This window comes from Staphylococcus sp. EG-SA-18, from assembly GCF_017151825.1.
Classification (GTDB): domain Bacteria; phylum Bacillota; class Bacilli; order Staphylococcales; family Staphylococcaceae; genus Staphylococcus; species Staphylococcus aureus.
The window spans coordinates 22,023-48,534 of the sequence record NZ_JACYVY010000022.1 but is presented as its reverse complement, the minus strand read 5'-3'; the positions used below and the strand labels follow the sequence as shown (position 1 = coordinate 48,534).

Here is a 26,512-nt window from a genome sequence, read left to right as displayed (position 1 = left end):
CGCCCCTATAGTTCAGCTTCATCTTGCTCTTTAATATATTGCTCGATTTCTTTAACTTCTTCCATTTCGTATTCCATTTCTGGTAAAACACCAAACTTTTTATACATATAATAGTTTTCACGGCCTAATTGATCAAACTCTGTATTTATCCAATCAATATAATCAAATGAAACTTTTAATTTACCTTCGCTTGTAAAATCAAATTCACATGATGTCCATGGTTCAAGACCTTCTTTTTTAAATAAATCCCTCAAATTCATAAACAAGTAATAAAGATTCATCCATAAATCATCAAATATTTCTTCTGAAATATTATAATCTCTAGATATATCCGTGTAATAATTCAATTCATCGCTACCTGGTTTAGTATAATTAAAAATGACCTCTCCACCTTGATCAGTTACATAGGCAATTGTATATATATTTTCCCATTCTACTGGTATCATTCCACTGATTTCATCTGCAATTTCATTGTACATTTGACTTAGCTTTTCTTCGAAAGTCATGTTATCGCCCCTATAGTTCAGCTTCATCTTGCTCTTTAATATATTGCTCGATTTCTTTAACTTTATTAATTTCATATTCCGTTTCTGGTATAACACCAAACTTTTTATACATATAGTAGTTTTCCTTTCCTGATGGACCAAATTCTGAATTCATCCAATCAACATAATCAAATACAACATTCAATTTACCATCTCTTGTAAAGTCAAATTCACATGATGTCCATGGTTCTAAATCTTCTTCTTTAAATGCGTTTCTTAACTTCTTAAACAATCTATATAAATCCGTCCACAAATCATAAAATACTTTTTCAGAGACATTATACTCTCTAGGGATATATGTGTAATAATTCAAGTCCTCGCTACCTGGTTTAGTATAATTAAAAACGACCTCTCCACCTTGATCATCTACATAAGCAATTGTATATACTTTTTCCCACTCTACCGGTATCATACTGCTAATCTTATTCGCAATCTCGTTGTACATTTGACTTAGTTTTTCTTCGAAAGTCATATTATCTCCCCTATAGTTCAGCTTCATCTTGCTCTTTAATAAATTGCTCGATTTCTTTAACTTTATTAATTTCATATTCCGTTTCTGGTATAACACCAAACTTTTTATACATATAGTAGTTTTCCTTTCCTGATGGACCAAAACCTAATTTAATCCAATCTATATAATCAAACGATACTTTCAAATTACCCTCTCTTGTAAAATCAAATTCACATGATGTCCATGGTTCAAGACCTTCTTTTTTAAATAAATCCCTCAAATTCATAAACAAGTAATAAAGATTCATCCATAAATCATCAAATATTTCTTCTGAAATATTATAATCTCTAGATATATCCGTGTAATAATTCAAATCTTCACTTTCAGGTTTTGTATAATTAAAAATGACCTCTCCACCTTGATCATCTACATAAGCAATTGTATATACTTTTTCCCACTCTACCGGTATCATACTGCTAATCTTATTCGCAATCTCGTTGTACATTTGACTTAGTTTTTCTTCGAAAGTCATATTATCTCCCCTATAGTTCAGCTTCATCTTGCTCTTTAACATAATCTTTTATTTTTTTAACCCAATTTATGGCATATTCTTTTTCAGGCCAAATTCCAAATTTTTTATACATATAATAATGTTCTCTTCCCATTGGTCCAAATTCTGAATTCACCCAATCAATATAATCAAAAGATACATTCAATTTGCCATCTCTTGTAAAGTCAAATTCACATGATGTCCATGGTTCGAGTCCTTCTTCTATAAACAATTCTCTTAAATTATCAAATTGCTTATATAATTCATATACTGAGTCCATAAATTCTGATCTTGGTATATTATATTTATTTAACACGCTCGTATAGTAAAATAATTCATCACTGCTTGGTTCAGTATAATTGTAAAACACTTCTCCACTTCTTTCATTTACATAAGCCATTGCATATACCGTTTCCCATTCTACCGGTATCATACTGCTAATTTTATTCGCAATCTCATTGTACATTTCATTTAGTTTTTCTTCGAAAGCCATGTTATCTCCCCTATATTTCAGCTTCATCTTGCTCTTTAATATATTGTTCGATTTCTTTAATTTCTTTCATTTCATATTCCATTTCTGGTATAACCCCAAATTTTTTGTACATATAATAATTTTCACGGCCTAATTGATCAAACTCCGTATTAACCCAATCAATATAATCAAAAGATACATTCAATGTACCTTCTCTTGTAAAATCAAATTCGCATGATGTCCATGGTTCTAGTCCTTCTTCTTTAAATAAATTTCTTAATTCCTCAAACAAATCATATAAATCCATCCATAAATCATCAAATACTTGCACAGAAATGTTATACTCCTTAGGTATATCGGTGTAATAATTCAATTCATCGCTGTTTGGTTTAGTATAATTAAAGAATACTTCACCTCCTCCATCATCTATATAAGCCATTGTATATACCTTTTCCCATTCTACTGGTATCATGCTACTAATTTTATTCGAAATCTCGTTGTACATTTCATTTAGTTTTTCTTCGAAAGTCATGTCATCTCCCCTATATTTCAGCTTCTTCTTGCTCTTTAATATATTGTTCGATTTCTTTAATTTTTTCCATTTCATATTCCATTTCTGGTATAACCTCGAATTTTTTGTACATATAATAATTTTCAAGACTCAATTGATCAAATTCTGTATTTAACCAATCTATATAATCAAAAGATACTTTCAATTTACCATCTCTTGTAAAATCAAATTCACATGATGTCCATGGTTCATGTCCTTCTTTTTTAAAAGTTTCTCTTAACTCATCAAACATTCGATAAACTTTCATCCATAAATCCATAAAAATATCATTTGAGACATTGCAATCTTTAGGAATATCTGAATAATAATTCAATTCTTCACTTCCAGGTTTAGTATAATTAAAAATGACCTCTCCACCTTGATTATCTACATAAGCAATTGTATATACCTTTTCCCACTCAACCGGTATCATTCCACTAATCTCATTTGCAATTTTATTGTACATTTCACTTTGTTTTTCTTCGAAAGTCATGTTATCGCCTCTATTGTTCAGCTTCATCTTGCTCTTTAATATATTGCTCGATTTCTTTAATTTCTTCCATTTCATATTCCATTTCTGGTATAACCCCAAATTTTTTGTACATATAATAATTTTCACGACCCAATTGATCAAATTCTGTATTTAACCAATCTATATAATCAAAAGATACTTTCAATTTACCTTCTTTTGTAAAATCAAACTCACATGATGTCCATGGTTCATGTCCTTCTTCTATAAACAATTCTCTTAGTTTTTCAAATTGATCATGCAACTCATATACTGAATTCATAAATCCTGATCTCGAAATATTATACTTTTTTATCACGCTTGTATAGTAAAATAATTCATCACTTCTTGGTTCAGTATAATTGAAAAACACTTCTCCAGATTCTTCATCGATATATGCCATTGCATATACCTTTGCCCACTCTACCGGTATCATGCTGCTAATCTTATTCGCAATCTCGTTGTACATTTCATTTAGTTTTTCTTCGAAAGTCATGTTATCTCCCCTATATTTTCATTACCGTTAAATAAAAAGCATTAAACAACACCTCTACGTGGCTTAATGCTTCTTCAAAATAATATTACTCATTTTAAACCTAAATAAACTAATGAAACTAAAATAACTGAAACTATTGTTACAATAATAGAAATTCTCAATGATTTTTCACATTACAATTTATTCAACTTCTTATCATTATACTAATCTTGATAAAATCATATTCAGAATAAATAACCAACAACTGAATAATATTGGCCTTATTACAACAAAAGCAAACGCTCCTTTTCTAACTCTAATAATTAAATCCCAAACAGCAAATATAATAATGATAAATAAGCTGAGTATGAAAAATGAGATACTTAAGTCACGTGTTTCCGCAGTAATTTGAGGCGTTGACTTTAATGTCATTAATACCGTTAGTACTATAGCTACTATCAAAGAAATAATCCCTTTATACTTAGCTATTTCAATGTTTATACGTAAGCTTTCAACTGAATTATATTCAGATTTATTAACTATTCCACTTGAACTATCTGTAATGTTCTTATATTTTAATAATAATGGTCTGTTCCAAAGATTTCTAAAAGCCATCCATGCATAAAACAAACTCCCCATATACAAAATCACATTGAAATTTGTTAACTGATCATAGCTGTCACCTATAAAAATATAAGTGATACCAATTACTACAAACACAATGGCATAGATGATTATAGGCAATACTACTATTTTTTCAGAATACATCACAGCAGTTAAATATATAATATAATACAGTCCGGCTACGACAATTAATAATAAGAACTCCATATTCGCACCTCAATATTCCATAACTTTTACTTTAATATCAATCCACTTAAATCCATTCACATCATTGAGTATAAAATAATATGGCGATATACGTTGAAGTTGATTTTCTTATTTAAGTATACTTTAACAGTAATTTATAAATTCATTTAGTCATCATCTTCAGTGTTTAATTCAAAAATATAGAATCTACTGTATTGCATAATAAATTGAAATGCCACAAATTGTGCTCCGGCGATAACCATCATGCTCACAATAATTATAAACTTGGATTCTACGACATTAGGAATCAATATATATTCGATAATTTTTTCAATATATATAAATGAGCTCAACGCAGTTAATAATAAACCGAAATGTGTTTTAGTTTTACCCCCCCAGCGTTTTGTTACTTTAGGTAATTTTAACAACGTAAACATTCCGCCAATTACTAATAATAAATAGCTAATTATGATTGAAATCGTACCCATTAACCAATAATTGAATAAATCGTAATGGTTTTGTACAGCTGCAAAATAATAAAGGTTACACAGTGCAAATACTACAGTGATAGTAGTTAACACATTTATAATAACTAAAAATCGAGCATATATTTTTTTATATTTCTGTGTACTTTCTTTTTCGAAGTCTATAAATCTAATCCATTGAAGTAAACTAATTACAATAATTATTAATTCTATAATTGTCGTTATCTTTAAATAGTTTGGAAACCTTTCATAATCTAAACCAAAAAAGAAAGTTAGACATGAAAAAAGTATCAAAAACAATGATATTAAACTTAAGGCTTGTGCACCTGGCTTTCGAAGAGTATCAATATTTTCTTTAGTAGTCATATCTATCTCCTATACATTATCTTTTAAATAGCATATTACGTATTTAAAGCTATATATACTTAGATTCTTTTCGATTAAAAGTTTAAAAACCTAAAATTATCTTTATATTATTATTTGATGAGCATCAACTTTACGGTCTCTATTGCTTTTTACTTAACCGCCAAAAAAGACTAAACAAAGCTTTATTGTTTAGTCTCAAATTAAGATTGTCTATTCTTCTTCTTGCTCTTTAATATATTGCTCGATTTGTTTAACCTCCTCCATTTCATATTCCATTTCTGGTATAACCCCAAATTTTTTGTACATATAATAATTTTGACGGCCCAATTGATCAAACTCTGTATTTATCCAATCAATATAATCAAATGAAACTTTTAATTTATCTTCATTTGTAAAATCAAATTCGCATGATGTCCATGGTTCATGTCCTTCTTTTTTAAATATATTTCTTAACTTTTGAAATTGTTTATACAACTCATACGCTGAATCCATAAATTCTGATTCCGATATATCATATTTATTTAATACACTAGTATAATAGTATAATTCATTACTTCCAGGTTCTGTGTAATAGTAGAACACTTCGCCTCCTTCATCATCTATATATGCCATTGCATATACCTTTTCCCATTCTACCGGTATCATACTGCTAATCTTATTCGCAATCTCGTTATACATTTGACTTAGTTTTTCTTCGAAAGTCATGTTAATCCTCCTATTTATTAATTATATTTTTTAAAAACTGCTCACCATTAATATTATATCTAACTGAAAATTCGGTTGGCCTTTGACTATTACCTTTATATTTAACTTCAACTTTAACATTTTCTATTGACTTCCCAGACTTGATTGCTTTTTCCCATAGTTTTTCCAACTTATACCATTGTCCATTTTCCTTAAATGAACGGTTGATAAATTTACTTTGTGCCACAAGGTTATCTATGTCTTTTGACCCACCAAACATTCTAGCGATTAAATGACCTCCATCATCGTCTGGTAATCTATCCTCTCCCCCCACAGTTCTTTGTGCATGGTTATTACGACCGCCATCTTTTAGAGAAAGATTGTCTACATAAACTTCTTTTATGCGCCCTTTATGATCGGTCCGATATATGTGACCAGTTGGTGTTGTATATTCTATATTTGCTTTTAGTTTCTTAGGTCTAAGTCTTGCATAGTGTTCTCCGAATTCAACCTTGGTGTAGTTTGGTGATTCAACATATTTTGATGAATTTATTTCATGGCTACTTACACTATGTTTACCTTCACTTCTCACCATACTATCTTTCGGACCATGTGTCATGTGATTTTGTGGTGTAACAGCACGTTTCATGTTTTGACCCATGTTTCTCAAAGTAGTTGTTTCAGCAAATTTTATACCACCCATTCCCGCTGGTGCAAGTTGTTGTTTAAATGGATGTGCTATTTCTTTATCAAGTCCATTATTCACTATTCGTTTGACATTTTGCGCTTGTTGTCCAATCCAATTTCTACTTTGTTGAACAGTATGAGTTGCTTGACCACGCATGTTACTCAGCATTTGTCCAACATGAGTATTTTGAGCAAAGTTACGAGATTGATTCAACACACTGTTTTTCATCATTCCCATTTTAGGTGAAATACGACTAACCGCTTGTTGCATTGTCTTTTGCAATCCTGTTTTAACTGCAAATTTTTCTCCGCCTTTGAAGCCTAATTTCATTAAACTTTTCCCAGCACCTTTGAGGAAGCCCATACCTGGCAATGGAATAAGCGAAAGTCCTTCCATGATTCGTTCTTCTTTAGATAGCTTTTTTCCAGTTACAATATTTTTTCCTGTGGCTGCATTTGCTGCTGAATAGGCGGAATAAGCACCAATAGCTACTGCTCCAGCAACAGGATTAATACAAGATAAAACTACCATACCAGCTAGTGCTGCAATCTCTATAGCTTCTTCTTTTTTCTTTTGCTCCTCTAGCTCTTCCGCTTCAGCTACTGTCATGTAATCACAAGAAGCGCCCTGAGTCATCATTTTTTCAAAATCACTCTTAGATAATTTCTTATCTTCTTTTTTCATTTCTTTGTAATGCTGATCAATTACTTTTACAAATTCTTGATCCGATTTTAATATTTCATCGATGCTATAAACATCGCTGTCACTTTTCTTGGCATCTCCCTTTGCAATTTTCCCAGAAGCCCCATAGGTATCTCTACCATGACCACCGCCATTTTTAATTAATATATTTTCCAATTTAACATTCGTTATACCTTTGAATGCTTTATCTATATCTTCTATAAATGGCGTGTCAATAATTTCTTTCATTTTCGAATCTAATTGAGATGCATAATCATATAACTCATTTTGATAATAGCCCATTAATTTAGATCCTTGTGGACCTACTACACTACTTGTTAATGATATTGCGCCATCTTCGTCTAAAGAACTGACATCGCTTACCGCATCATCCATTGTTGTATCTACATCTAAGAAGTCTTGCCCCTCTATTGCATCTATTACACTTTGGATAGATGACTTTTCATTGTCATAATCAGCTGTTAAATATTCAATATCTTTTGTCATGTCATGCACCTATCCCTCAATATTATAGTAAAGCTTGGCAAATTCCGTACCCCAATGTTCATCTGCTTCAAAGAACTTTTGTGCTGAATTCATGACACCACCACCGAGTGTACTCAATGGACCTTTGAGACCACTAATGACTGTTGCAGCACTACTATAGCCGTTTTCCATAGAATGTGAAGCTTTTTCACTACTGTAGTAATTTAATTGCGCAATTTTTCCAAAGTTTTGAGCTATTTCATCATACTTTTGACTAATGCTTTCCAATTCTTTTACAACATGTGCAATCGTTTCAGCTTTAACACTAATTTTTCCACTCAACGTCATTACTCCTCTGCTTTATTAATATGATTTTCATCAGTATTGAATCCAAATAATTCTCGTATAAATGTATTAATGACGCCAATATGAACATTCAGTACTTTATCTTTTAATGGGTATCGAATGAGTAGCAAATCATTTTGTTCATAAATGTTATATAAACTTTGTTGAGGGTCACCTTGATGATTGTATATTTCAATTTCTAAAACACGCCCAATCGTATCGATACTTTCATTATTTAAGTTCTCCAATGTTTCATCGTCAATTTGTTTAAAGTCCCAATCATTGGACTTTTCTTGTCTCATTAATAAAGGATATGATTGTACAATCGACCACCATGCAATGTCTTTATTTATAATTCGTATTTGAAATCCATTATTTTTAAACCGGCTTAACAAAATATATTCATCTTTTTCATAGCTAAATGGTGCAAAATACATATCATTAATTCGAATATTTACAATTGCGCTAATATACTCTCTGACTAATGTAGCCACTTTAAAACCTGCATCAGTTAACTTGTCATTCTCTGTTACTAATTCCTTTTCAATTAAAGCCGCTTTAGCTTCTTCAAAATTTGATGGATCAAACAATTCAAAATTTACGAGAGGTAATTTACTACCACCTAAAATTGTTAATTCTTCGTAAGAAAAATAATCTATTCGCTTAACATCTTTCATCATGGGTTCACCCTATCAAGCCCTTGCTTAATTGATAATGTATCGTATTTCGCTAGATTTTGACTTAAGTTATCAATTGCTTTTTGATGGTCAGCAATCGGTTGTACTAATTCTTCTTGAAACTTTGCCATAATGAGTAACACATCTTTCACCTTATTGGCGAACTGTCCTTCCCAATCACTACCTTCGATATACTCAGCGAGCTGTTGCGTTTGCTTTTGACATGCTTCAATATCTTTAGCTGTTTTTGCCGCTAATTGTTTTGCTTGATCAACCTTGCCACCATCTGCTTTAATACCTTTATATCCACCCATATCTTCACCTCAATATTAATTCATTGCTTTATTAAAATATTCACTTGCCTTTTCTCCAGCAATTTCCTTAGCTTTTTGGAGGGATTCTTTATTTTTATCGATATCTTCACCCAACATTTCAAGCTTTTGTTTCATCAAATTTCTTTTTTCGATATATAACGTATTGGGCGCTTTTCCTTTAACAGTTACACTGTCCTTATTAGCACTAGTTTTTGCAGTTTGTACGTCCTTTGCTGTGCTTTCAATATCATCTAGTGCAAAACTCAAATTAAATTCTAATCGCTTATATTGTTCAGCTTTTCTTAAATATCCAGAACGAACTTCAATTTCATGCGCAATCTCTTCAGCATGCTTTTTAATATCTTTAAATTTCGACTTAACCATTGTTTCAATATCATTAAAATTCATAACATACCTCCCTCCTATTTAATTCATTGCTATTTAAACCATCTAATCTTTTGATAAGCTTGGTTTGCGACCATATATGCTTCATTTTCTTTAATAACAGGTTCTCGTTGAATAAATCTAAATTTAAAGAATTGTTGGTCTGAAATACGAATACCTATACTAAATTGGTTAATCATTTTACGTGCAACATCAATCTGTTTATCATAAGCATCTATTAATTCTTTATGAATACCGACAAATAAAATGTTCAAGCCAAGTTCTGGTCCTTTTGTAATAAGTTTTTTAACATCATCTTCCGGAATATACGTGCAATCAATAAATGTTTTAAAATCATTGATAATGTAAAGTGAATCTTTTTCAAACGGACCGTCCATTTCTCTTTGTTTTAAGTCTTCAATCATTAGTTGATGAATCGCTTTAATGTCTTCTCTTTCTTCGGCAAAGTTAGCCACTTGATGTCTATAAGCTTTAAACTCTCCACTTGAATCTGCGATACAAATCGCATATTTTTCATTTAATATGTCAATTTCTTTCATCATAATTTCAGCAATATGCGCAATTTCTCTCGGATTTTCTGATGAAATCATTGCTGGTTCAGTTAATTTAATTTTTTGTAGTGTAACACCTTCATAATCTAATCCAATTGGTAAAGCACCATTTGCAACTATATCCGGTAAGCTTAATGATTCTCTGTAATCTTCATATTTAATTTCATCTGGCATCATAGGAATATCACTTGGTGTTTCACCTTTATAAAATTCTGTCATCGCCGATACTTCATCATTAATTTGATCATTATATGATTTGGTCTCATCATGTTTAAATGGTTGGCCAATATGGAATGATACGTTGTCATCGCTACTTAACAATGCTCGACCCACTACATCTTTAACCGCAAATTTTTGCTGTCCTACTACGTTCGACACTTCTGATTTATCATATAAAAACATGGCGATACGCGTTTTCATATTAATGTACATTGGTGTTTTCATAGCGTTAGCTCTTGAGGCAGTTAAGGTTACTTGCATGTCTAATGCTAGCCCTTCACGTGTCATTTTAATCATCATATTTTCAAAAACTTCTTGAAAAGGTGAATCTTTTACTGCGTCAAAGTTATCAATAAGAATAAAGACATGCGGAATTGTTTCACCAGTTAATTTTCGATATTCAGAAATACTAGTAACACGATACTGACTTAAAATCTTCTTACGGCGATCGATTTCATCATTAAATATACGTATCGCCTTCGCAATCTTGTCTTCTTGATCTACTGTAAAGTAATCAGCGACATGTGGTATGTCTGTGACTGGCATCAAACCATTGGTACCGAAATCGAACAAGTACATGTGTGCTTGATCAGGACGATGGTGTCTTGCAACATCGAAAATAATGTTGTGTAAGAACGTTGTTCTACCATATCCTGGACTTCCGATTAACGCGATGTGACCAGCTTTTTTCAATTGTAATACCATCGGCCCTTGATATTGTTCTTCTGGTACGTCTTTAAGTCCTAATGTTAATTCCACTTCTTTTGCATCATCTGACCATAATTTTCTGAAATCTGTTTCTACTAAATCTTCTTGATATACATTTTCTGGTAATGGTGGTAACCATGGACGCTTAACTTCTTCAATTTCTAATCGTGTTGTAATAGATTCTATATGATCGATAACCGCTTCTAACTCAGTTTGATTTTCTTTCGTTTCTTCATCTTCAAGTCCACTCAAGTCTTTGTTGATTGCTTGAAGTTGACCATAATCATTAATCATGTAAATCGTCTTATCTTCAACTTCTAATTTATCGCCTTCGATGTCATATGTTGCTCCACTCCATGCAGATTGGAACAATTCATAAATTTCATTATTACCAACTTGTAAATACGCACGACCTGGTAATGTAATGTCTGCTGCATCTGGTGTTTTTAAAATTTCATTACTGTCTTGTCTATCTTGTACTTTTAATGCCAATTTAAATTTAGAGTTAGACCAAATTTGGTCATCAACAACACCCGATGGTTTTTGTGTCGCAAGTATTAAATGAATACCTAACGAACGTCCAATACGTGCCGTTGATACAAGTTCTTTCATAAAATCAGGTTGTTCTGATTTTAATTCGGCAAACTCATCGGAAATAATGAATAAATGTGGCATTGGTTCTGTCGCAATACCTTCTTTAAATAACTTATGGTATTGATTAATATGGTTAACATCATGCTCTCCGAATAAACGTTGACGTTTTCTCAATTCGGCTTTGATTGATGTTAAGGCACGCATCGCTTCATCACCATCTAAGTTTGTAATCGTACCAACTAAATGGACTAAATCTTTAAATAAGTTCGCCATACCCCCACCTTTATAGTCAATCAATAGGAACGCAACTTCATGTGGGTGAAAATTAATAGCTAAAGATAAAATGTATGATTGGATAATCTCAGATTTCCCTGACCCAGTGGTACCAGCAACTAAACCATGTGGTCCGTGTGCTTTTTCATGTAAGTTCAATGATAAAATGTCATCTTTACCTCTTACACCTAAAGGTACTGCCATCGTTTTGTATGTTTCGTTTTGTCTCCATCGATTAACCACATCAAGCTGATCTACTTCTTTCACGTTATACATCTCTAAAAATGTAATACTATCAGGAATTGCATTTTTCAAATGTTCGACGTGTATCAAATTCGCCAAACGTCGCGCGATATATTCTTTATCGACGTTATCAATATTTTCAGGTGTAAATTTCAATTGAACTAATTCTTTTTCTTTCGTAATCAGTTCTCCTTCAGTACGAGACTTGATATCAATAATGGTATCTACATGCTCTGGCAAACTTTCAATCACATCTTCAACAAAGATTAATGAAATACCATATTCTGATAAATCTTGGTTTACATATTCTAAAATGACATGATCAATAATTAATGACATATCTGTAATGACAAACACTAATTGCGGTGTAAAAATAATTTGCTCATTACTTTTACTGCGTTCACGCACAGCTTGGATACGTTCTTTAATCATGCTGTAAATTGACGTTAAAATTTGGTCACGTGTTCGTTGATTGTAAACAAATCCTCTAATGTTTTGACCTCTCAATGTCATATGTGGCAACCAACGTGCCCATTTCAATGTTTCAACTTCATCTTCACGTGTCACAAATAGAAACTCTAAATCATGATAACTATGGAATATTGACAATTGGATTAACATTTTTTCCAATTCTTCTAAAATGAGATGTCGTGCACCAATATATGCAATCGGTCCATGATTTAAATCATTGATTAATGGTGCTTGTTCTACATCTGTGTAAAATTCATACAATTCTTTAGCATCGTCGAATAATTCATCACGACGTTGGTTAAATTCTTCTTCTTGGTAATCTAATTTGAATGACTTTTCTACATTCGCAATACCTAACTTATAATGTAAGAAATCGTGATGATGCGATGTTTTTTCATATATTCTTGGTGCTTTCGTTTCAACGATATCTTTAATTTCAGCAACCGTTGGATAATGGTAATTCAAACTAAAACGTTGTGCTTTAATCGCTTTATTAATTTCTTTAGATTTATTATCCAAATAATCTTTGTAATCTTTCTCTCGTTTTTCAACATCTTTGTTATACTTTTTCTTTTCAGAGAAATACGTTGTAATACCAAATACTATCGTTACTGAACTCATACCAATCATCATTAAAATATAAATACCAATTGGTCTCACTAAAAAGATGACAACAGTTAAAGCAATCATTACTAATGGCGGTATAATGGAACGCCATATCACTGTATTGTTCTTCTGTATTGGCTGTGGCGGTCTTTCAATCTTAATATCATCCGTCGGTTCACGGTGAATAATCCTTGGCGAACGATGGTACGTATTGTAATCATCTGCCTGTGCATGTGGCATCTCTTGTGTTAAGCGAATTAATGACGATGCCACTGTATTCTGACTCAATACATTTAAACCATCAGCTTGTACTTCGAGCCATATCCCTTCAACATAAATATGATCACCAATGTAAGCTTTGTTCGTTAGTTGCTCTTGTAGTTCATAGTTAATATACACATCTGTATTTTTATCGTGCACAATGCGTACGTATTGTGATTCTTGTATTGATTGAAAATCTTTAATAATGATGGCATTCATCAAGCTTTGAATAACCATATCATCATACGCATTTGGTCCAATTGTCATCGTATCTTGAATTGAAGGATACGCAAATGATGCATAATCAGCTTCTGTATAAAGCTGTAATGTAATGTCATCAAGGTCACCTTTTCTAACAAGCACCTTATTAATAGAAGTATGATTCGCTTGCCAAGTACCTTGATTATTTTGTTCTAAATGAATGACTTCGCCTAACGATTTCAACGTAATATCTGCACGCTCGTCTTCGCTAATAGTATATGTCTTACCATCTCGCAAATTGAGCATCTTCAATTGTTTGTTATATTTTATAATCAATTTATGCATTGTCTTTGCCTCAGTCCTATACTATTTTTTTCTTTCAGCTTCTTGGCGTTTTTCTTTATCTTTTTGTGCTTGTTCTTTTTGTTTCTTTTCGTTCTCTTCTTGTTGCTTTAATTTCTCATCTTTCGCTTTTGCTTTCTCTTCTTCAGATTTCGCTTTTTCATCTTTAACTTGTTTTTCTTTGTCTAAAATATCTTGCAATTTATCGTTATACTTTTTCGTTTCTTCAGAACGTTTATCATTCGATAAATCTCCGTTATTTTTAATCTCATTTAATTTATTAATCAACGCTAACTTTGTAATATCGTTATCATCTAAATAAGTGGCAATATTAATCGCTTCATCAAGATGTCCTTGTCCTAATTCCATCCAATATAATAAGTAGTCTTTGTTTGAATTTGGTGTCACATTATTAAGTAAATTTTCTTTCTTATCTTTTTCTAAACCTTGTTTATTTGTTTGGATATAACTTTTGGCATAAATGTAAAGTGCCTCTTTATCTAATTTTTTACCATCTAAATCATCATACGTATTTAGTACTTGCGTATAATCATCCTTTACAAATGCTTGGTATCCTTTTTCAATGCGCTCATTATGCTTCATTACTGAAAAATATAAAAAGGCTAAGAATGCAATTAATAAAACACTTAACGTTGTCATACCGATAGCAACCCATTTGAAAACGGTATGTCCTACTTTGCGTACATATGCATAATTTTGACTATAATCTTGTTCTTGTTTCTGATACTGTTCATCTAAAAATGCCGTTAGTAAATCTAACGTTGCCGCTTCAATAACTTTAGTTTCAAATGGCGTTCCTTTATGTAGTTCTAAGTTTCCTTCAACTAAAGCATCAAATGATTGTTTCTCATTGAATGCACAGATAACCAGTGCTTTATATCTTGTTAAAAATTCAGCTTCTGACACAGGTAATGGATCAACAACATTTTGTAACCCTCTTGTTTTAGCAATGGGTAATCCATCTCTTGTGAAAAATAATTCATCTGGTGCCAACACAAATGTGTAGCGTGTACGATTTACTTCTTCTAAATTTTTGATATTGAGTAAGTAACGTAATTTTTCATTTTTAGTAAATGATTTAATATTATCAAAAGGTGTATGATTGTCATTAATGTCATAATGTATTTGGAAACTGTCACGTAGTTCAGTTAATTCAGCATCTATAAAATATGGAGAATGTTGTTCTAATAAGTACATTAAATGAAAATGTTCTGGTTTAATTGAAGACTTAGGAATCTCTCTCATATCTAAGCGTAATTTTGTTTTAGCTGCTTCTTCAGCATCTAAAGGCGTTAACATATCTTGCATTTCATTTTTAGGGTTATGATTTTTAACCATCTATTTTTCCTCCTATAGTAACTTCAAAATATCTCCATCAGCGATTTGATAATCAATGAGTCGATCATTTTCAACAAGTAATTGACCTTTCGTCATCACTTTAATTTGTGTATTGACATCAAATATTGAAATGTCCAAACTATCCAATACTAAAGCTATTAAGTTTTTTATCGGTAAATATGCTGGTACTGCTAAGTCATATGTGCCGTAATTATAATTAGTAAAATCAAATGTTACTTTTACGTGCTGATTCATTTTTCGTTCGTCTCCCTTTATGAATTGAAAAAATGACAAATCCTAAAGTCAAAAAAGCCCCTACAGACATCAAAATGTACGGGAATATTTTTTTCTCCTGCTTGTTTTGAATATAGGGGCTTTTATCACTCTCCGAAGTCTTTTCTAAGTTAGATTTGGAAAATAACACTTTTTTAGTTTCATTCAAGCGAGTCGAGTGACTCGCTTGATTTTGAAACATATCATTTTTTATTTGTTGTTGTCGTTCTTTTTTCTGCTTAGCAATCGCATCATTAACCGCTTTGCTGTCTTTATTAAATAGCGTTGTATCATATTGATTTAAATCATTATTGATTCGCTTTTCCTCTTCTTGTTGCACGTCAATATTAAGTCCGCCATTATTGCTAGATGCTGTTAAAAAAGTTAAAGCAATCACGCTATTCATCAACATTAGATTAATCTCTCTTTCTTAAAGTGTTTTATAAACATGTTCAGTACAAAGCCAATAATCACAAGTACTGTTAATATTACTAGCGCCAAGCCTATAGGATGCTCTGCATTTAAATAATTGAAGAACATGTTATCGATATAAGACAATGGTGAAATTTTATTAGTCACACCTTGTCCAGCCGCTTTCAAATTATTCATAGCTACAAAGTATAGACCCAATGCAGCAATCATTAAGAACATACCGATAGATTTTACCTGTCTTAGTAAATACGTATTAATAAATACGAAGACCATCATAGTTAAAATCACCATTAAGATGAATTTCGCTCTATAGCCAGCTAATACATGGAACTTATTCATTGCAATTAAACCGACAATTAATCCTTCTACCAAACCAGTTGTACCAATAACACCTGACGTAATGACATTATTCCAAAGATGGTTTTTACTACTATAATCATCTTTAATGAAATTCATTTGTCCTTTGGCACGTTCATAACTATAGAAAATATATGCTGTAATCATTGATAGTAAATACATCAATAATACGAATAATGTCGGTGAAATCACGTCTGTATTACCATTATTAGCTAAAACATTTTCTAAGTTTTTCTTTTGAACCGGATTACTCATAAATGCTTTTAATGCTTGGTTTTGTCTGTCGCCATCTTTAGAATTTTGTAATACTTTTTTAAACTCTTTAGCGAATAACTCATTATCTTTATCGTTTTTAGCCATTTGACGGTTCAAATCATTCGCTCTTACGCCTAATGCTCGACCTGTCGCATGTAGTTTATTCACATTATTATCTAATTGATTTAATTGTCCACTAACTGAATCTGCAATTGTTTTTGATTCTTGTGTATCTGATAGCAATTGCGTACTTTTCTCAGAAATTCTACTAATTTCTTTATCTAAATTTGAAGACATCGTATTAAATTCATCATTTTTGCCTTTATCAATTTTTGGTTCTTGTGGCTCTTCAGCAAAAGTCTTTTTAACGTTTTCTAACTGATCAATCAGCTTAGAAATATCTTCTTTATTTTTTGTTGTATTCTTTTTGTTATTTAAAATGTCATCAATCAGTTTGTCTGAGTTTTCTTCCATTGAATCAATTTGATGTAACACAGCTACTTTATCGTCTTTGAAACTTTCCATGTCATTGATAACTTGGTCAACCATCATATCAATTAAACGTTTGTTGTCGAATGGTTTATCTTCTCTGCCTTTTGTATCTGTGTACATTTTATAATGCGCATCAAACCTAGATAATGCACTCAATTGCTGGCTTAATGCATCTTTCGATAAGCGACCATCAAGGTTATGATTCAATGTTACATCCACAACACTCGTTGTTTTCTTATCATTTGGTTCATCTTGACGATTTGCTTGTCCAAATAACAATTGTAAATGCATTGTTTTATCTTTTAAGAAATCTTTCTCAGCATCCTTTTTCAATTTAGCAACGCCATTGACTTCAACTTTATATTCCTTGTTAGATGTATCGAGTTGAACACTTTGATCCTTAATGTCATATTTTTTACCATTAATTTTAATGTCGCCTTCAAAATTAAAATGAGGATCTGTTGCAACAGTTAATTGATTAATATCATTACTTTTAATCGTTTCAGTACGTTGCACTTTCACACCATCATTAATCAAACTACTTGTGTCTTGCGCAACTTGGTTATCGTAATCTGTTAAATTAATGTGTTCTGCTAACGGTTTTTTCAAATTATATTCGTTTTTATAACGTTTTGCTTCTTTGACAATTGCTTCGTATTTATTAGCTTCATCCTCATTTAAACCTGCAGCTATAAAGTCTTGTTTAGACATGTTATAGATAAATGTTGTATCTGTATCAGGTTCTTTGACAATATCATCATGAAGTTGTTTCTCTAAGTTTTCAGCGAATTGAGCATTGTTCATTTTAATGCTATTTAGCGCATCTTGTAAGTCTTTGTTATTTGCAAGCTCATCTTGCAGCGATTCTGTTAATTGCTTACGATAGTCTTCAATCATACCTTTTGAAAATGGTGACTCTTGTGATTGAATGATTTCTCTTAATTTATCTAAGTTTTCTTTAACAGTTTGTTTATATTCTTCTTTACCTGTATCTTGCATACTTGATTGTTGATCAATTTGGCTGTCCATCTGTTTTAATGCATTGATATAGTTATCAAGTTCCACGCTATCTTTTTGCGATTTATAATCTTGTAACATTTTATCCATCGCTGTATTGTGCTCGTCAAATAATGAATTTTGTTTTTCAATTAAAGTCGAAACATTATAATCTGTGTTCACTCTGAACGTATCTGAATTCGCACTCAATAATGATTTATTGTATGTTTGGAACCATTTTGTAATATCTTTGTTTGCAGAAATTGAATTTACAAGCGTATCTGTAAATAATTCCGGGAAGTCGTTAATTGGATTTAATAAGTAATTCGAGAATTTACTATTCACACCATGTTCACGCGTCATAATAGCGCCAACATTTTTTTGTGCATTATGTAAATTATCAATGATACTTGTTAAATAAATTTCGACTAAGTTTTTGTTAAAGTCGTTAAGTACATTACTTACAACTTTTTCTGTGTTTTTAGCTACTTCTTCTTTTTGTCCTACAGCTGTTTTATACTGTAGCGATATTTTCGATGGTGTTTTAGCGTCTAATTGCATTGCCAATTTTGAAAAGTTTTCTGGGATAACAATCATGACTTGGTATCCACCATTTTTCAAACCAGACTCAGCAACGTTTCGTGTTACTGTTTCAAATTTATAGTTTTTCTCATTTGCTAACCTTTTAATAAATGCTTGACCCAGCTCAACTTTTTTACCGTTATATGTCGTTGGTTGATCCTCGTTAACAATTGCGATATGTATTTTATTATTTTTATTACTTACACTTCGGGATCCTTTTTCTGATTGATCTCCATATTTTGTTTGAACAAAAAATATCATACTAACTATGGCAATTATAATAATTAAAGTGACAATTAATGCATAAATCCAATTTTTCTTTTTCATGCTTATTTCCTTTCAGTTGTTTTCTTAAAAAATGATAAGCAAAGCCACATTAGAAAATGTGACTTTGCCAATTTCAGAATGCTTATTGCAAACCGAAATTATTAGAAAGTTGTTGGTCTTGTTCTTGAACGGCATCAGCAGTGCTATTCAATTGTTGTTTAATTTCTTCTAATAATTGTGCAAATTTTTCTACTTTAGGACTAAGTTGTTGGAATTGCTCTTCGAAACGGCTGAAAGCTTGACCTTCCCAGTTCGCTGCAATTTCACCTTGTGCACGTGTTAAATCAGATAAAATTTGACGGATTTGGTCTGAACCTTGCCCGTAAGATTGCGATTTTGCTCTGATTTCCTCTGGACTCATCTTAATCATTGCCATAACTAGAAACCTCCTGAATATTTTAAGTTTATCAAAACTTTTTAGGGACACTATTTTTTGAAAAAGTGCTCCTTACTCAAATAATATATAAATTATTAGTATATGTATATAGTTTTTTAAGTATTTTTAGCTTTTTTTAAATAAATATATTGAATATACCCATATATTTTTAATTAACCATTCATTTTTGTAATATAAATGTGTATACTAAAATTAAATTAAATACATAAAGGATTAAATGGTTATTATGAAGAAAACAATTTTACTGACGATGACAACTCTTACTTTATTTAGTATGTCGCCTAACTCGGCTCAAGCATATACGAATGATAGCAAAACATTAGAAGAAGCAAAGAAAGCACACCCAAACGCACAGTTCAAAGTGAATAAAGACACCGGCGCGTATACTTATACATATGACAAAAACAACACGCCAAACAACAATCATCAAAACCAGTCACGTACAAACGACAATCATCAACACGCAAATCAACGTGATCTTAACAACAATCAGTACCATTCTTCATTAAGTGGTCAGTATACGCACATTAATGACGCAATTGATTCACACACACCGCCTCAAACGTCACCAAGCAATCCTTTGACACCAGCAATACCGAATGTCGAAGACAATGACGATGAATTAAATAACGCTTTTTCAAAAGATAACAAAGGGCTTATTACAGGCATCGATTTAGACGAATTGTATGACGAATTACAAATCGCCGAATTTAATGACAAAGCAAAGACCGCTGACGGTAAACCTTTAGCATTAGGTAACGGTAAAATCATTGATCAGCCTCTTATCACAAGTAAGAACAACTTATATACTGCTGGACAATGTACATGGTATGTCTTTGATAAACGTGCCAAAGATGGACACACGATTAGTACATTTTGGGGAGATGCTAAAAACTGGGCAGGCCAAGCTTCAAGCAATGGCTTCAAAGTAGATAGACACCCAACACGAGGATCAATTTTACAAACAGTAAATGGTCCATTTGGTCATGTAGCCTACGTTGAAAAAGTTAATATTGATGGAAGTATTCTAATTTCAGAAATGAACTGGATTGGTGAATATATCGTTTCATCAAGAACCATCTCTGCTTCAGAAGTTTCATCATATAATTACATCCATTAAATTAATCATGACATCAATAAAAAGCGACCAGTTCGCAGTTTACAATTCGTAACACTGCAAAATTGGTCGCTTTATTTTGTATGTTATTCGATTATAAAATATGATGTCTACCTTCAAAATTGCAATAACTTGTCACCTTAAAGTTAACCGACATTTTTAAATAATCATTATGTAATCAAAATATTTTTTGTAGTTTATTAGATTTCCAATAACTTATTAAACATTATTATAACTAAAATCCTATTAATTTAAACAAAATTTAAAATAAACCATTTAATAAAATGTATTGTTCTGATATGATTAACTCATAAATAATTGGGAGGAAACAAAATGTCTAAAAAACTAAAAATTATAATTCCTATTATTGTTGTCTTATTATTAATAGGTGGAATCGCATGGGGAGTTTATGCATTTTTTGCTAATACACCGAAAAATACATACCTAAAAAGTGAACAACAAACAGCAAAAATGTATAAAGATTATTTTAATGACCGTTTTGAAAATGAAGTGAAGTTCCAAGAAAAGATGAAAGATAATTCATTTTTATCTTCATTAGAATTAAGCGCAGATGCATCAGATGAAATTGTTAAGGGGCTTGGTATTCCTAAATCTGTTGTTAATGCTTCGAAAATTAAAATGTCATATGGACATGATCCTAAAAAAGAGAAATCAATGATTAATCTTGAACCAACAATAGCAGACTCTGCATTAGGGAAATTCCAGTTAGCTGCAGATAAAGATAAGCATTATTTCGAATCACCATTATTTAAAGGGAAATATAGTGTTAATAATTCTGATTTATTATCAACTTATTCAAAACTTACAGGTGAAGATGAAGAAACAGCAAAAGAAAATGGTATTACAAACCAACAACTAAATTTAAATACTCTTTTTAGTAATGCTCAAGCACAACAAAGTGACTACAGCAAAATTGCCGAAAAATATTCCGAACTTATTGTCGACAAATTAGATGACGATAATTTTGATAAAGGTAAAAAAGAAGAAATTAAGGTTAATGGTGAAAAGTACAAAGTTAGACCTGTCACGTTAACACTTAGCAGAGCTGACACTAAAAAAATTACATTAGCTGTATTAGAAGAAGCTAAAAAGGATAAAGACCTTAAAAAATTAATGGAAGAACAAGGTGCTACAAAAGACTTTGAAAAAGACATCAAAAAAGCAATTGACGATGTCAAAGAAACTAAAAAGGATGAATTTGCTAAAATTCAATCTAAAATTTATACCGAAAAACATACGATTGTAAAACGAGAAATTACTATTACAGACAAAGAAAATAATAAAACTAAAATCAAAGGTACTAATACTTTAGAAGACGATAAGTTAAAACTAGATTACGCACTTGATTTCGATCAAGATAAATACACGTATGCTGAAGCGAAATATACAATTAAAGGCGTATCTTCTAAGGAAAAAGACAATAAATACAGTGATAAATACGAATTTGGTAAAAAGACAGAATATGATGAATCAAAAATCAAATTAGATAACCAAGAAAAAGTAGATGGCACAAAACGTCAAGATAAAGGTAAAATTACTGTCGCATTAGATAAATATAGCGACGAAAATGAATTCACTTTTGAAAATAATATAGATTCTGACGTCAAAAATAACACTCAGAAATCTACGTTAAATATCGGCATCAAATATGCTGAAGAACCAATTAATTTCATTTTAAAATCTAGCACAAAATTGAAAGCAGATATTGATTTTGATGATAGTGGTGCGAAAGATTTCAATAGTCTATCTTCAAAAGACCGTGAAAAACTTGAAAAAGAAATCGAAAAAAATGGCGGCAAAATGTTTGAATCAATTTTAAAAAAGGCATCTAAATAACTAAAATATAAAAATAAGATTGGAAGGTCATCTTGCCTTTCAATCTTATCATTGGAGGAGTGGTTAAATGAAAACAATACATTTGTTTCGCATCTACCACTCTTTTTTATTGAAAAAGTGGTATTTGATTATCTATTTACTATTTATATTAGCGGCACTCGTTATTACATTAACGACGATCCAACATGTAACAGAAGATGACAATCATTTTAATATAGGTGTCGTAGATAAAGATCAATCAAGTGAAACGAAATTAATCTTAAACTCTATTGGTAAAGGGAGTAACCTAGGAAAAAACGTGAGCATTAAGGCATATGATGATAAGCAAGCACATACTTTGTTAAAAAAACATAAACTTCAAGGCTATTTTGTTTTTGATAAAGGTATGACCAAGGCATTTTATAAACAAGGCGAACTACCAATTTCAGTATATACATATGATCAACAATCCATGAAAAGTGTCGTGCTATCTCAGCTAACAGATTCTGTTTACCAACGTCTTATGCGATCAATGGGTGGCATCTTAGCTTTTCAAGACTTAGCACCGAAAGCATCACATTCTGACAGTATCAATGTTATGACTGATTTGCTGATTACAGGATTAAACCGTTCAGGTGCATTTAACTTAGAACCGATTCATTTATACGATACGGGCAGTTATTATGCAATTACAGGTTTTTTAACAACGGTATTCATCTTTGCACTATCTTTATTTACAGTTTTGAAAATGAATCAAGATACTGTATTGAAAGCGCGATTGAAAATGTTTCATTTTTCTAAAGAGCGTTTATTAATCATTCGTGTGTTGATTACATGGTTTTATACTATGTTATGGAGTATCGTTGGTGTAGTTTGGATTGTGTTCAGTATTCCGAATACCTTTGAATTATATAATTGGCCAACGTTAGCCATTCATTTAAGCTATTATGTTACCTTTTTAATACTGTGGTTATTACTCATCGAACTTTTAACAACAGGCTTGTTGAATAGTATTAGTAAAGTCATATTAGCTATTGTCATCCTGGTGTTATCTGGTTTAACAATACCTACGATTTTTTTACAACATATAGCAAATGGCGTTTTCAATATTCAACCGTTCGCAGTTGTAACAAATCAATTGTTAGAAATTATTTTAAACAACTACATTTTAGAACTGCACCCTAGTTTCTATCTTAGTTTCATCGCACTTTTGATAATTAATTTAGCTGTATTGGTTTGGAGGTATCGTCAATGAAGCCTTATATACAACTTGTTGTGTTCAAGCAATGGTTACAATACATCTTGCTCGTAACAACCATTGTCATCGCACTCGTACTTATTGGTATCGGTTACCGTGTAGCACATGACAACTTCAAAATACCGATTACCATTCAAGATTTAGACCAAACCACTGCATCAAAATCATTCGTCAATAAAATTAAACAATCTGACTATGTAACTATTAAAAAAGTCGATGAAGATGAAAGCTATATTGAAGATGATGTTACTAAAAAGGAAGCTATTTTAAGTATGCAAATTCCTAAAGGTTTCTCTCAAAAATTAAAAGAGAACCGTTTAAAAGAAACGATACAGTTATATGGTAGAGATGACTTTATAGGTGGTATTGCTGTAGAAATTGTTAGTAGTTCATTATATGAACAGCAAATTCCTAACATTATTTATGAACACCTTGAGGATATGAAACAACATCAATCCATCGATGCTATCAACAAGTCCTATCATAAACATACACCTGAATCTAAAATCAAATTTGTGTCGCTTACTAAACAAGCACAACAATCTATTTCAATTAGCTTAATCTTTGCTGTGATTTTATTTGTTAGCGCTGTTCAAGTAGTACTTCATTATCGTTTAAACCAACAAGCAGCATTGCAACGATTATCACAATATCATTTAACCCGTTTCAAACTATATAGTACTTATGTAATGACACATACGATCTTGTTATTGTTGGTACTATTGGCAGTTAGTCTATATTTGTCTCAACCACTCAGCTTAATATTTTACTTAAAATCACTGTTACTTATATTGATTTATGAGATAGGTATCGTCTTTATCTTATTCCATATTCAAACAATAAGTCATCGATTATTCATGACATTTATATATGCACTTGCTATGGGTATCGTATACTTGATTATTTTCATGTAAAGGAGCGTAACTGATGATAGAAATTAATAACCTTTCAAAGCGTTACCGTAACAAACAGATTTTCAATCATTTAACCATGTCCTTTGATAGTAATCGTTTAACCGTATTACTTGGTGATAATGGCGCTGGAAAATCAACATTACTTCGTATGATCGCTGGTATTGAAAAAGCTAATGATGGAACTATCAACTATTTCGGCGAAAAATGGAATCAAAGACAAATCCAAAATCACATCGGTTATGTGCCACAAGACATTGCGTTATTTGAACACATGACAGTGGCTGAAAACATTAATTTTTTTAAATCACTTTGTAAAAATCCAATTAACGATACAACTATCAACGAATATTTACAGCAATTAAATTTTGATGATACGTCTGCCAAAGTATCTACATTGTCCGGTGGGAATAAACGTAAAATTAATATATTAGTAGGTTTACTAGGTCAACCTCGAATTCTAATTTTAGATGAACCGACAGTTGGTATTGATTTGAAATCTAGACATGACATCCACCAACTGCTTAACATTATGAAATCTAAATGTTTAATTATATTAACTACCCATCATTTAGATGAAGTTGAAGCACTTGCAGATGATATCAAGTTAATTGGCCAAGATCCTTTTTATCAACATGTTTTAGAGGACAAGCAATGGGCTTATACCTATTATTAAAACGAAAAAATCCCAAGTTGCGTATGATATCGTAACTTGGGATTTACTGTATTATCTACTTTGCAAGTATGACGTTGGGTCTACTGCATATTGATTACCGATGCCACCAGACATACGTTGGAAGTGTACGTGAGGCGCTGTTGAATTACCCGTACTACCTGAATATGCAATTTGGTCACCAGCTTTGACTTTATCACCAGCTGAAACAGTTAAACGATTATTATGCATATACCATTGGTAGTTATTACTGTTCGCTTCTTTAATAGTTACTTGATTGCCGCCACCATAGTTACTCCAACCTGCTTGTACTACTGTGCCATCAGTTAATGAGTAAACTGGTGAATTTTCAGGCATTGCATAGTCGACACCGTAATGCGCACCACCACCGTGATATTGTCCATATGGTTGTAGTTGTTTACGACTTGTTAACCAGCTTGCGTCTTTCGCATGACCACTAGCTGTCGCTTTACTTGCTAATCCGCCATTTTGATTCGATGTGCCATTAGGGTAATTGACCTTTCCATTACCATCATGGCTGTTATACGCTTGGTTGTTGTTACTATGTGAATAATAGCTCGCGTCTGGACCTACATTTGATTGATAACCATATTGATTAATATGCTGTTGGCTTTGACTCGCTGTGTAGTCATTGTTATCTCCTGCTATTGCTGGATTCACATATGTTTGGCCGCTTCCATTGGCATTTGCATTTTTTGGATAACAGTTATAAAAATAATGCGTATGTCCTTGAGCATCTACGAATGTATAGCTATATTCTTTATTATCAAACATTGCTTGATTCCAGTTACCATCAGGTGTGTGATGATAATCCCCATTAGAATCAATTGTATAATAAGTACCATAAGATACGTCTTGTGATTGTGTTGACATTTGTGTATGTGCTTGTTGGGTGTTTGTCGTTTCTGCTGCATCTGCTTGATGCGCCATTGTAAATGTAGCGAAGCCCATCGTTGCAATCGCTGCTGCTGTTAATTTTTTCATGTATAAAACATCCTCCATTAAAATTAAAGTTAGTTTTCAATTAAACTGTACTGCACATACTAAAAGAATTAGACAACTGAGTAAAGGATTTAATTCTCATTTTCCAACTATTTAATATTCCCGAAATGTTTTACTAAACTCATTACATTGTCATTACAAAATAGCCATACATTGATATTAAAATGACATCTCTCACTGCATTCGTTTAACCTTTTATAAATTTTCAAAACTAACAACTAATCGTTCGTCCATGTTCGCGATTCAACGCTAATGTATGATAG

The 26,512-nt window shown here is 31.7% G+C and carries 27 protein-coding genes; 5 read left to right on the top strand and 22 right to left on the bottom strand.

Annotated features, from left to right (window positions below; genetic code table 11):
* Positions 1 to 5: 5 nt before the first annotated feature.
* The 21 genes from IDG66_RS06735 to esxA all read right to left on the bottom strand — a co-directional run bounded on the left by IDG66_RS06735 (position 6) and on the right by esxA (position 19,410).
* Positions 6 to 506 carry a TIGR01741 family protein gene (locus IDG66_RS06735; protein ID WP_000142064.1) on the bottom strand — a complete coding sequence of 167 codons (501 nt, stop codon included), beginning with the start codon at positions 504 to 506 and terminating at the stop codon, positions 6 to 8.
* A gap of 10 nt (positions 507 to 516) precedes the next feature.
* On the bottom strand, positions 517 to 1,017 hold the full coding sequence (locus IDG66_RS06730; RefSeq protein ID WP_064138689.1) for a TIGR01741 family protein: 501 nt from the start codon (positions 1,015 to 1,017) through the stop codon (positions 517 to 519).
* A 10-nt stretch (positions 1,018 to 1,027) separates the two neighbouring features.
* On the bottom strand, positions 1,028 to 1,528 hold the full coding sequence (locus IDG66_RS06725; protein WP_000142133.1) for a TIGR01741 family protein: 501 nt from the start codon (positions 1,526 to 1,528) through the stop codon (positions 1,028 to 1,030).
* A 10-nt stretch (positions 1,529 to 1,538) separates the two neighbouring features.
* Positions 1,539 to 2,039 carry a TIGR01741 family protein gene (locus IDG66_RS06720; protein WP_000863384.1) on the bottom strand — a complete coding sequence of 167 codons (501 nt, stop codon included), beginning with the start codon at positions 2,037 to 2,039 and terminating at the stop codon, positions 1,539 to 1,541.
* Positions 2,040 to 2,049: 10 nt separating this feature from the next.
* Positions 2,050 to 2,550, bottom strand: coding sequence for a TIGR01741 family protein (locus tag IDG66_RS06715; protein WP_000141966.1), 501 nt, complete (start codon positions 2,548 to 2,550; stop codon positions 2,050 to 2,052).
* A 10-nt stretch (positions 2,551 to 2,560) separates the two neighbouring features.
* A complete protein-coding gene (locus IDG66_RS06710; RefSeq protein WP_001837422.1) occupies positions 2,561 to 3,061 on the bottom strand; it encodes a TIGR01741 family protein in 501 nt (166 codons plus the stop codon).
* Positions 3,062 to 3,071: 10 nt separating this feature from the next.
* On the bottom strand, positions 3,072 to 3,572 hold the full coding sequence (locus tag IDG66_RS06705; protein ID WP_000141964.1) for a TIGR01741 family protein: 501 nt from the start codon (positions 3,570 to 3,572) through the stop codon (positions 3,072 to 3,074).
* A 198-nt stretch (positions 3,573 to 3,770) separates the two neighbouring features.
* Positions 3,771 to 4,382, bottom strand: a complete 612-nt coding sequence (locus tag IDG66_RS06700; protein WP_000394917.1) for a DUF5080 family protein — start codon at positions 4,380 to 4,382, stop codon at positions 3,771 to 3,773.
* 146 nt (positions 4,383 to 4,528) lie between these two features.
* Positions 4,529 to 5,212 carry a DUF5079 family protein gene (locus IDG66_RS06695; protein ID WP_000208418.1) on the bottom strand — a complete coding sequence of 228 codons (684 nt, stop codon included), beginning with the start codon at positions 5,210 to 5,212 and terminating at the stop codon, positions 4,529 to 4,531.
* A gap of 210 nt (positions 5,213 to 5,422) precedes the next feature.
* Entirely contained in the window at positions 5,423 to 5,917 is a 495-nt protein-coding gene (locus tag IDG66_RS06690) for a TIGR01741 family protein (protein WP_206172181.1), read from the bottom strand.
* A gap of 10 nt (positions 5,918 to 5,927) precedes the next feature.
* Positions 5,928 to 7,772: a DNA/RNA non-specific endonuclease gene (locus IDG66_RS06685; protein WP_103143655.1), complete on the bottom strand. Its 1,845-nt coding sequence runs from the start codon at positions 7,770 to 7,772 to the stop codon at positions 5,928 to 5,930.
* Between the two features lie 9 nt (positions 7,773 to 7,781).
* Positions 7,782 to 8,099, bottom strand: a complete 318-nt coding sequence (gene esxD, locus IDG66_RS06680) for a type VII secretion system extracellular protein EsxD (RefSeq protein ID WP_000175723.1) — start codon at positions 8,097 to 8,099, stop codon at positions 7,782 to 7,784.
* Positions 8,099 to 8,773 (bottom strand): DUF5081 family protein, encoded by a 675-nt coding sequence (locus tag IDG66_RS06675; protein WP_000655877.1) that lies wholly within the window; start codon positions 8,771 to 8,773, stop codon positions 8,099 to 8,101. The genes esxD and IDG66_RS06675 overlap by 1 nt, the downstream gene beginning before the upstream one ends.
* Complete coding sequence (esxB, locus tag IDG66_RS06670) at positions 8,773 to 9,087, bottom strand: WXG100 family type VII secretion effector EsxB (RefSeq protein WP_000509667.1); 315 nt, start codon at positions 9,085 to 9,087, stop codon at positions 8,773 to 8,775. Before esxB ends, IDG66_RS06675 begins: the two co-directional genes overlap by 1 nt.
* Positions 9,088 to 9,102: 15 nt before the next feature.
* The gene (gene esaC, locus IDG66_RS06665; protein WP_001010291.1) at positions 9,103 to 9,495 is read right to left on the bottom strand and encodes a type VII secretion substrate EsaC; all 393 of its coding nucleotides are present in this window, start codon (positions 9,493 to 9,495) and stop codon (positions 9,103 to 9,105) included.
* Positions 9,496 to 9,524: 29 nt separating this feature from the next.
* Entirely contained in the window at positions 9,525 to 13,964 is a 4,440-nt protein-coding gene (essC, locus tag IDG66_RS06660) for a type VII secretion protein EssC (RefSeq protein ID WP_000549274.1), read from the bottom strand.
* Between the two features lie 21 nt (positions 13,965 to 13,985).
* Positions 13,986 to 15,320, bottom strand: coding sequence for a type VII secretion protein EssB (gene essB, locus IDG66_RS06655; RefSeq protein ID WP_000240338.1), 1,335 nt, complete (start codon positions 15,318 to 15,320; stop codon positions 13,986 to 13,988).
* Positions 15,321 to 15,332: 12 nt separating this feature from the next.
* On the bottom strand, positions 15,333 to 15,575 hold the full coding sequence (gene esaB / locus IDG66_RS06650) for a type VII secretion protein EsaB (protein WP_001071606.1): 243 nt from the start codon (positions 15,573 to 15,575) through the stop codon (positions 15,333 to 15,335).
* Complete coding sequence (gene essA / locus IDG66_RS06645; protein WP_000928935.1) at positions 15,547 to 16,005, bottom strand: type VII secretion protein EssA; 459 nt, start codon at positions 16,003 to 16,005, stop codon at positions 15,547 to 15,549. Before essA ends, esaB begins: the two co-directional genes overlap by 29 nt.
* A complete protein-coding gene (esaA, locus tag IDG66_RS06640; RefSeq protein ID WP_001837420.1) occupies positions 16,005 to 19,034 on the bottom strand; it encodes a type VII secretion protein EsaA in 3,030 nt (1,009 codons plus the stop codon). Before esaA ends, essA begins: the two co-directional genes overlap by 1 nt.
* Before the next feature lie 82 nt (positions 19,035 to 19,116).
* Complete coding sequence (gene esxA / locus IDG66_RS06635; protein ID WP_001240826.1) at positions 19,117 to 19,410, bottom strand: WXG100 family type VII secretion effector EsxA; 294 nt, start codon at positions 19,408 to 19,410, stop codon at positions 19,117 to 19,119.
* Positions 19,411 to 19,657: 247 nt separating this feature from the next.
* Here esxA and IDG66_RS06630 point away from each other — a divergent pair, with 247 nt between their 5' ends.
* The 5 genes from IDG66_RS06630 (at position 19,658) to IDG66_RS06610 (ending at position 25,229) form a co-directional block, all read left to right on the top strand.
* Positions 19,658 to 20,551: a CHAP domain-containing protein gene (locus IDG66_RS06630; RefSeq protein ID WP_000751207.1), complete on the top strand. Its 894-nt coding sequence runs from the start codon at positions 19,658 to 19,660 to the stop codon at positions 20,549 to 20,551.
* Between the two features lie 330 nt (positions 20,552 to 20,881).
* Complete coding sequence (locus IDG66_RS06625) at positions 20,882 to 22,405, top strand: DUF6583 family protein (protein WP_000038541.1); 1,524 nt, start codon at positions 20,882 to 20,884, stop codon at positions 22,403 to 22,405.
* 67 nt (positions 22,406 to 22,472) lie between these two features.
* Positions 22,473 to 23,639, top strand: coding sequence for an ABC transporter permease (locus IDG66_RS06620; RefSeq protein WP_000848781.1), 1,167 nt, complete (start codon positions 22,473 to 22,475; stop codon positions 23,637 to 23,639).
* On the top strand, positions 23,636 to 24,556 hold the full coding sequence (locus IDG66_RS06615; RefSeq protein ID WP_000806117.1) for an ABC transporter permease: 921 nt from the start codon (positions 23,636 to 23,638) through the stop codon (positions 24,554 to 24,556). Before IDG66_RS06620 ends, IDG66_RS06615 begins: the two co-directional genes overlap by 4 nt.
* A 13-nt stretch (positions 24,557 to 24,569) precedes the next feature.
* Complete coding sequence (locus IDG66_RS06610) at positions 24,570 to 25,229, top strand: ABC transporter ATP-binding protein (RefSeq protein WP_000570075.1); 660 nt, start codon at positions 24,570 to 24,572, stop codon at positions 25,227 to 25,229.
* A 51-nt stretch (positions 25,230 to 25,280) separates the two neighbouring features.
* Here the strand turns inward: IDG66_RS06610 and lytM are convergent, their stop codons facing one another.
* The gene (gene lytM / locus IDG66_RS06605) at positions 25,281 to 26,231 is read right to left on the bottom strand and encodes a glycine-glycine endopeptidase LytM (RefSeq protein ID WP_000736792.1); all 951 of its coding nucleotides are present in this window, start codon (positions 26,229 to 26,231) and stop codon (positions 25,281 to 25,283) included.
* Between the last annotated feature and the right edge of the window lie 281 nt (positions 26,232 to 26,512).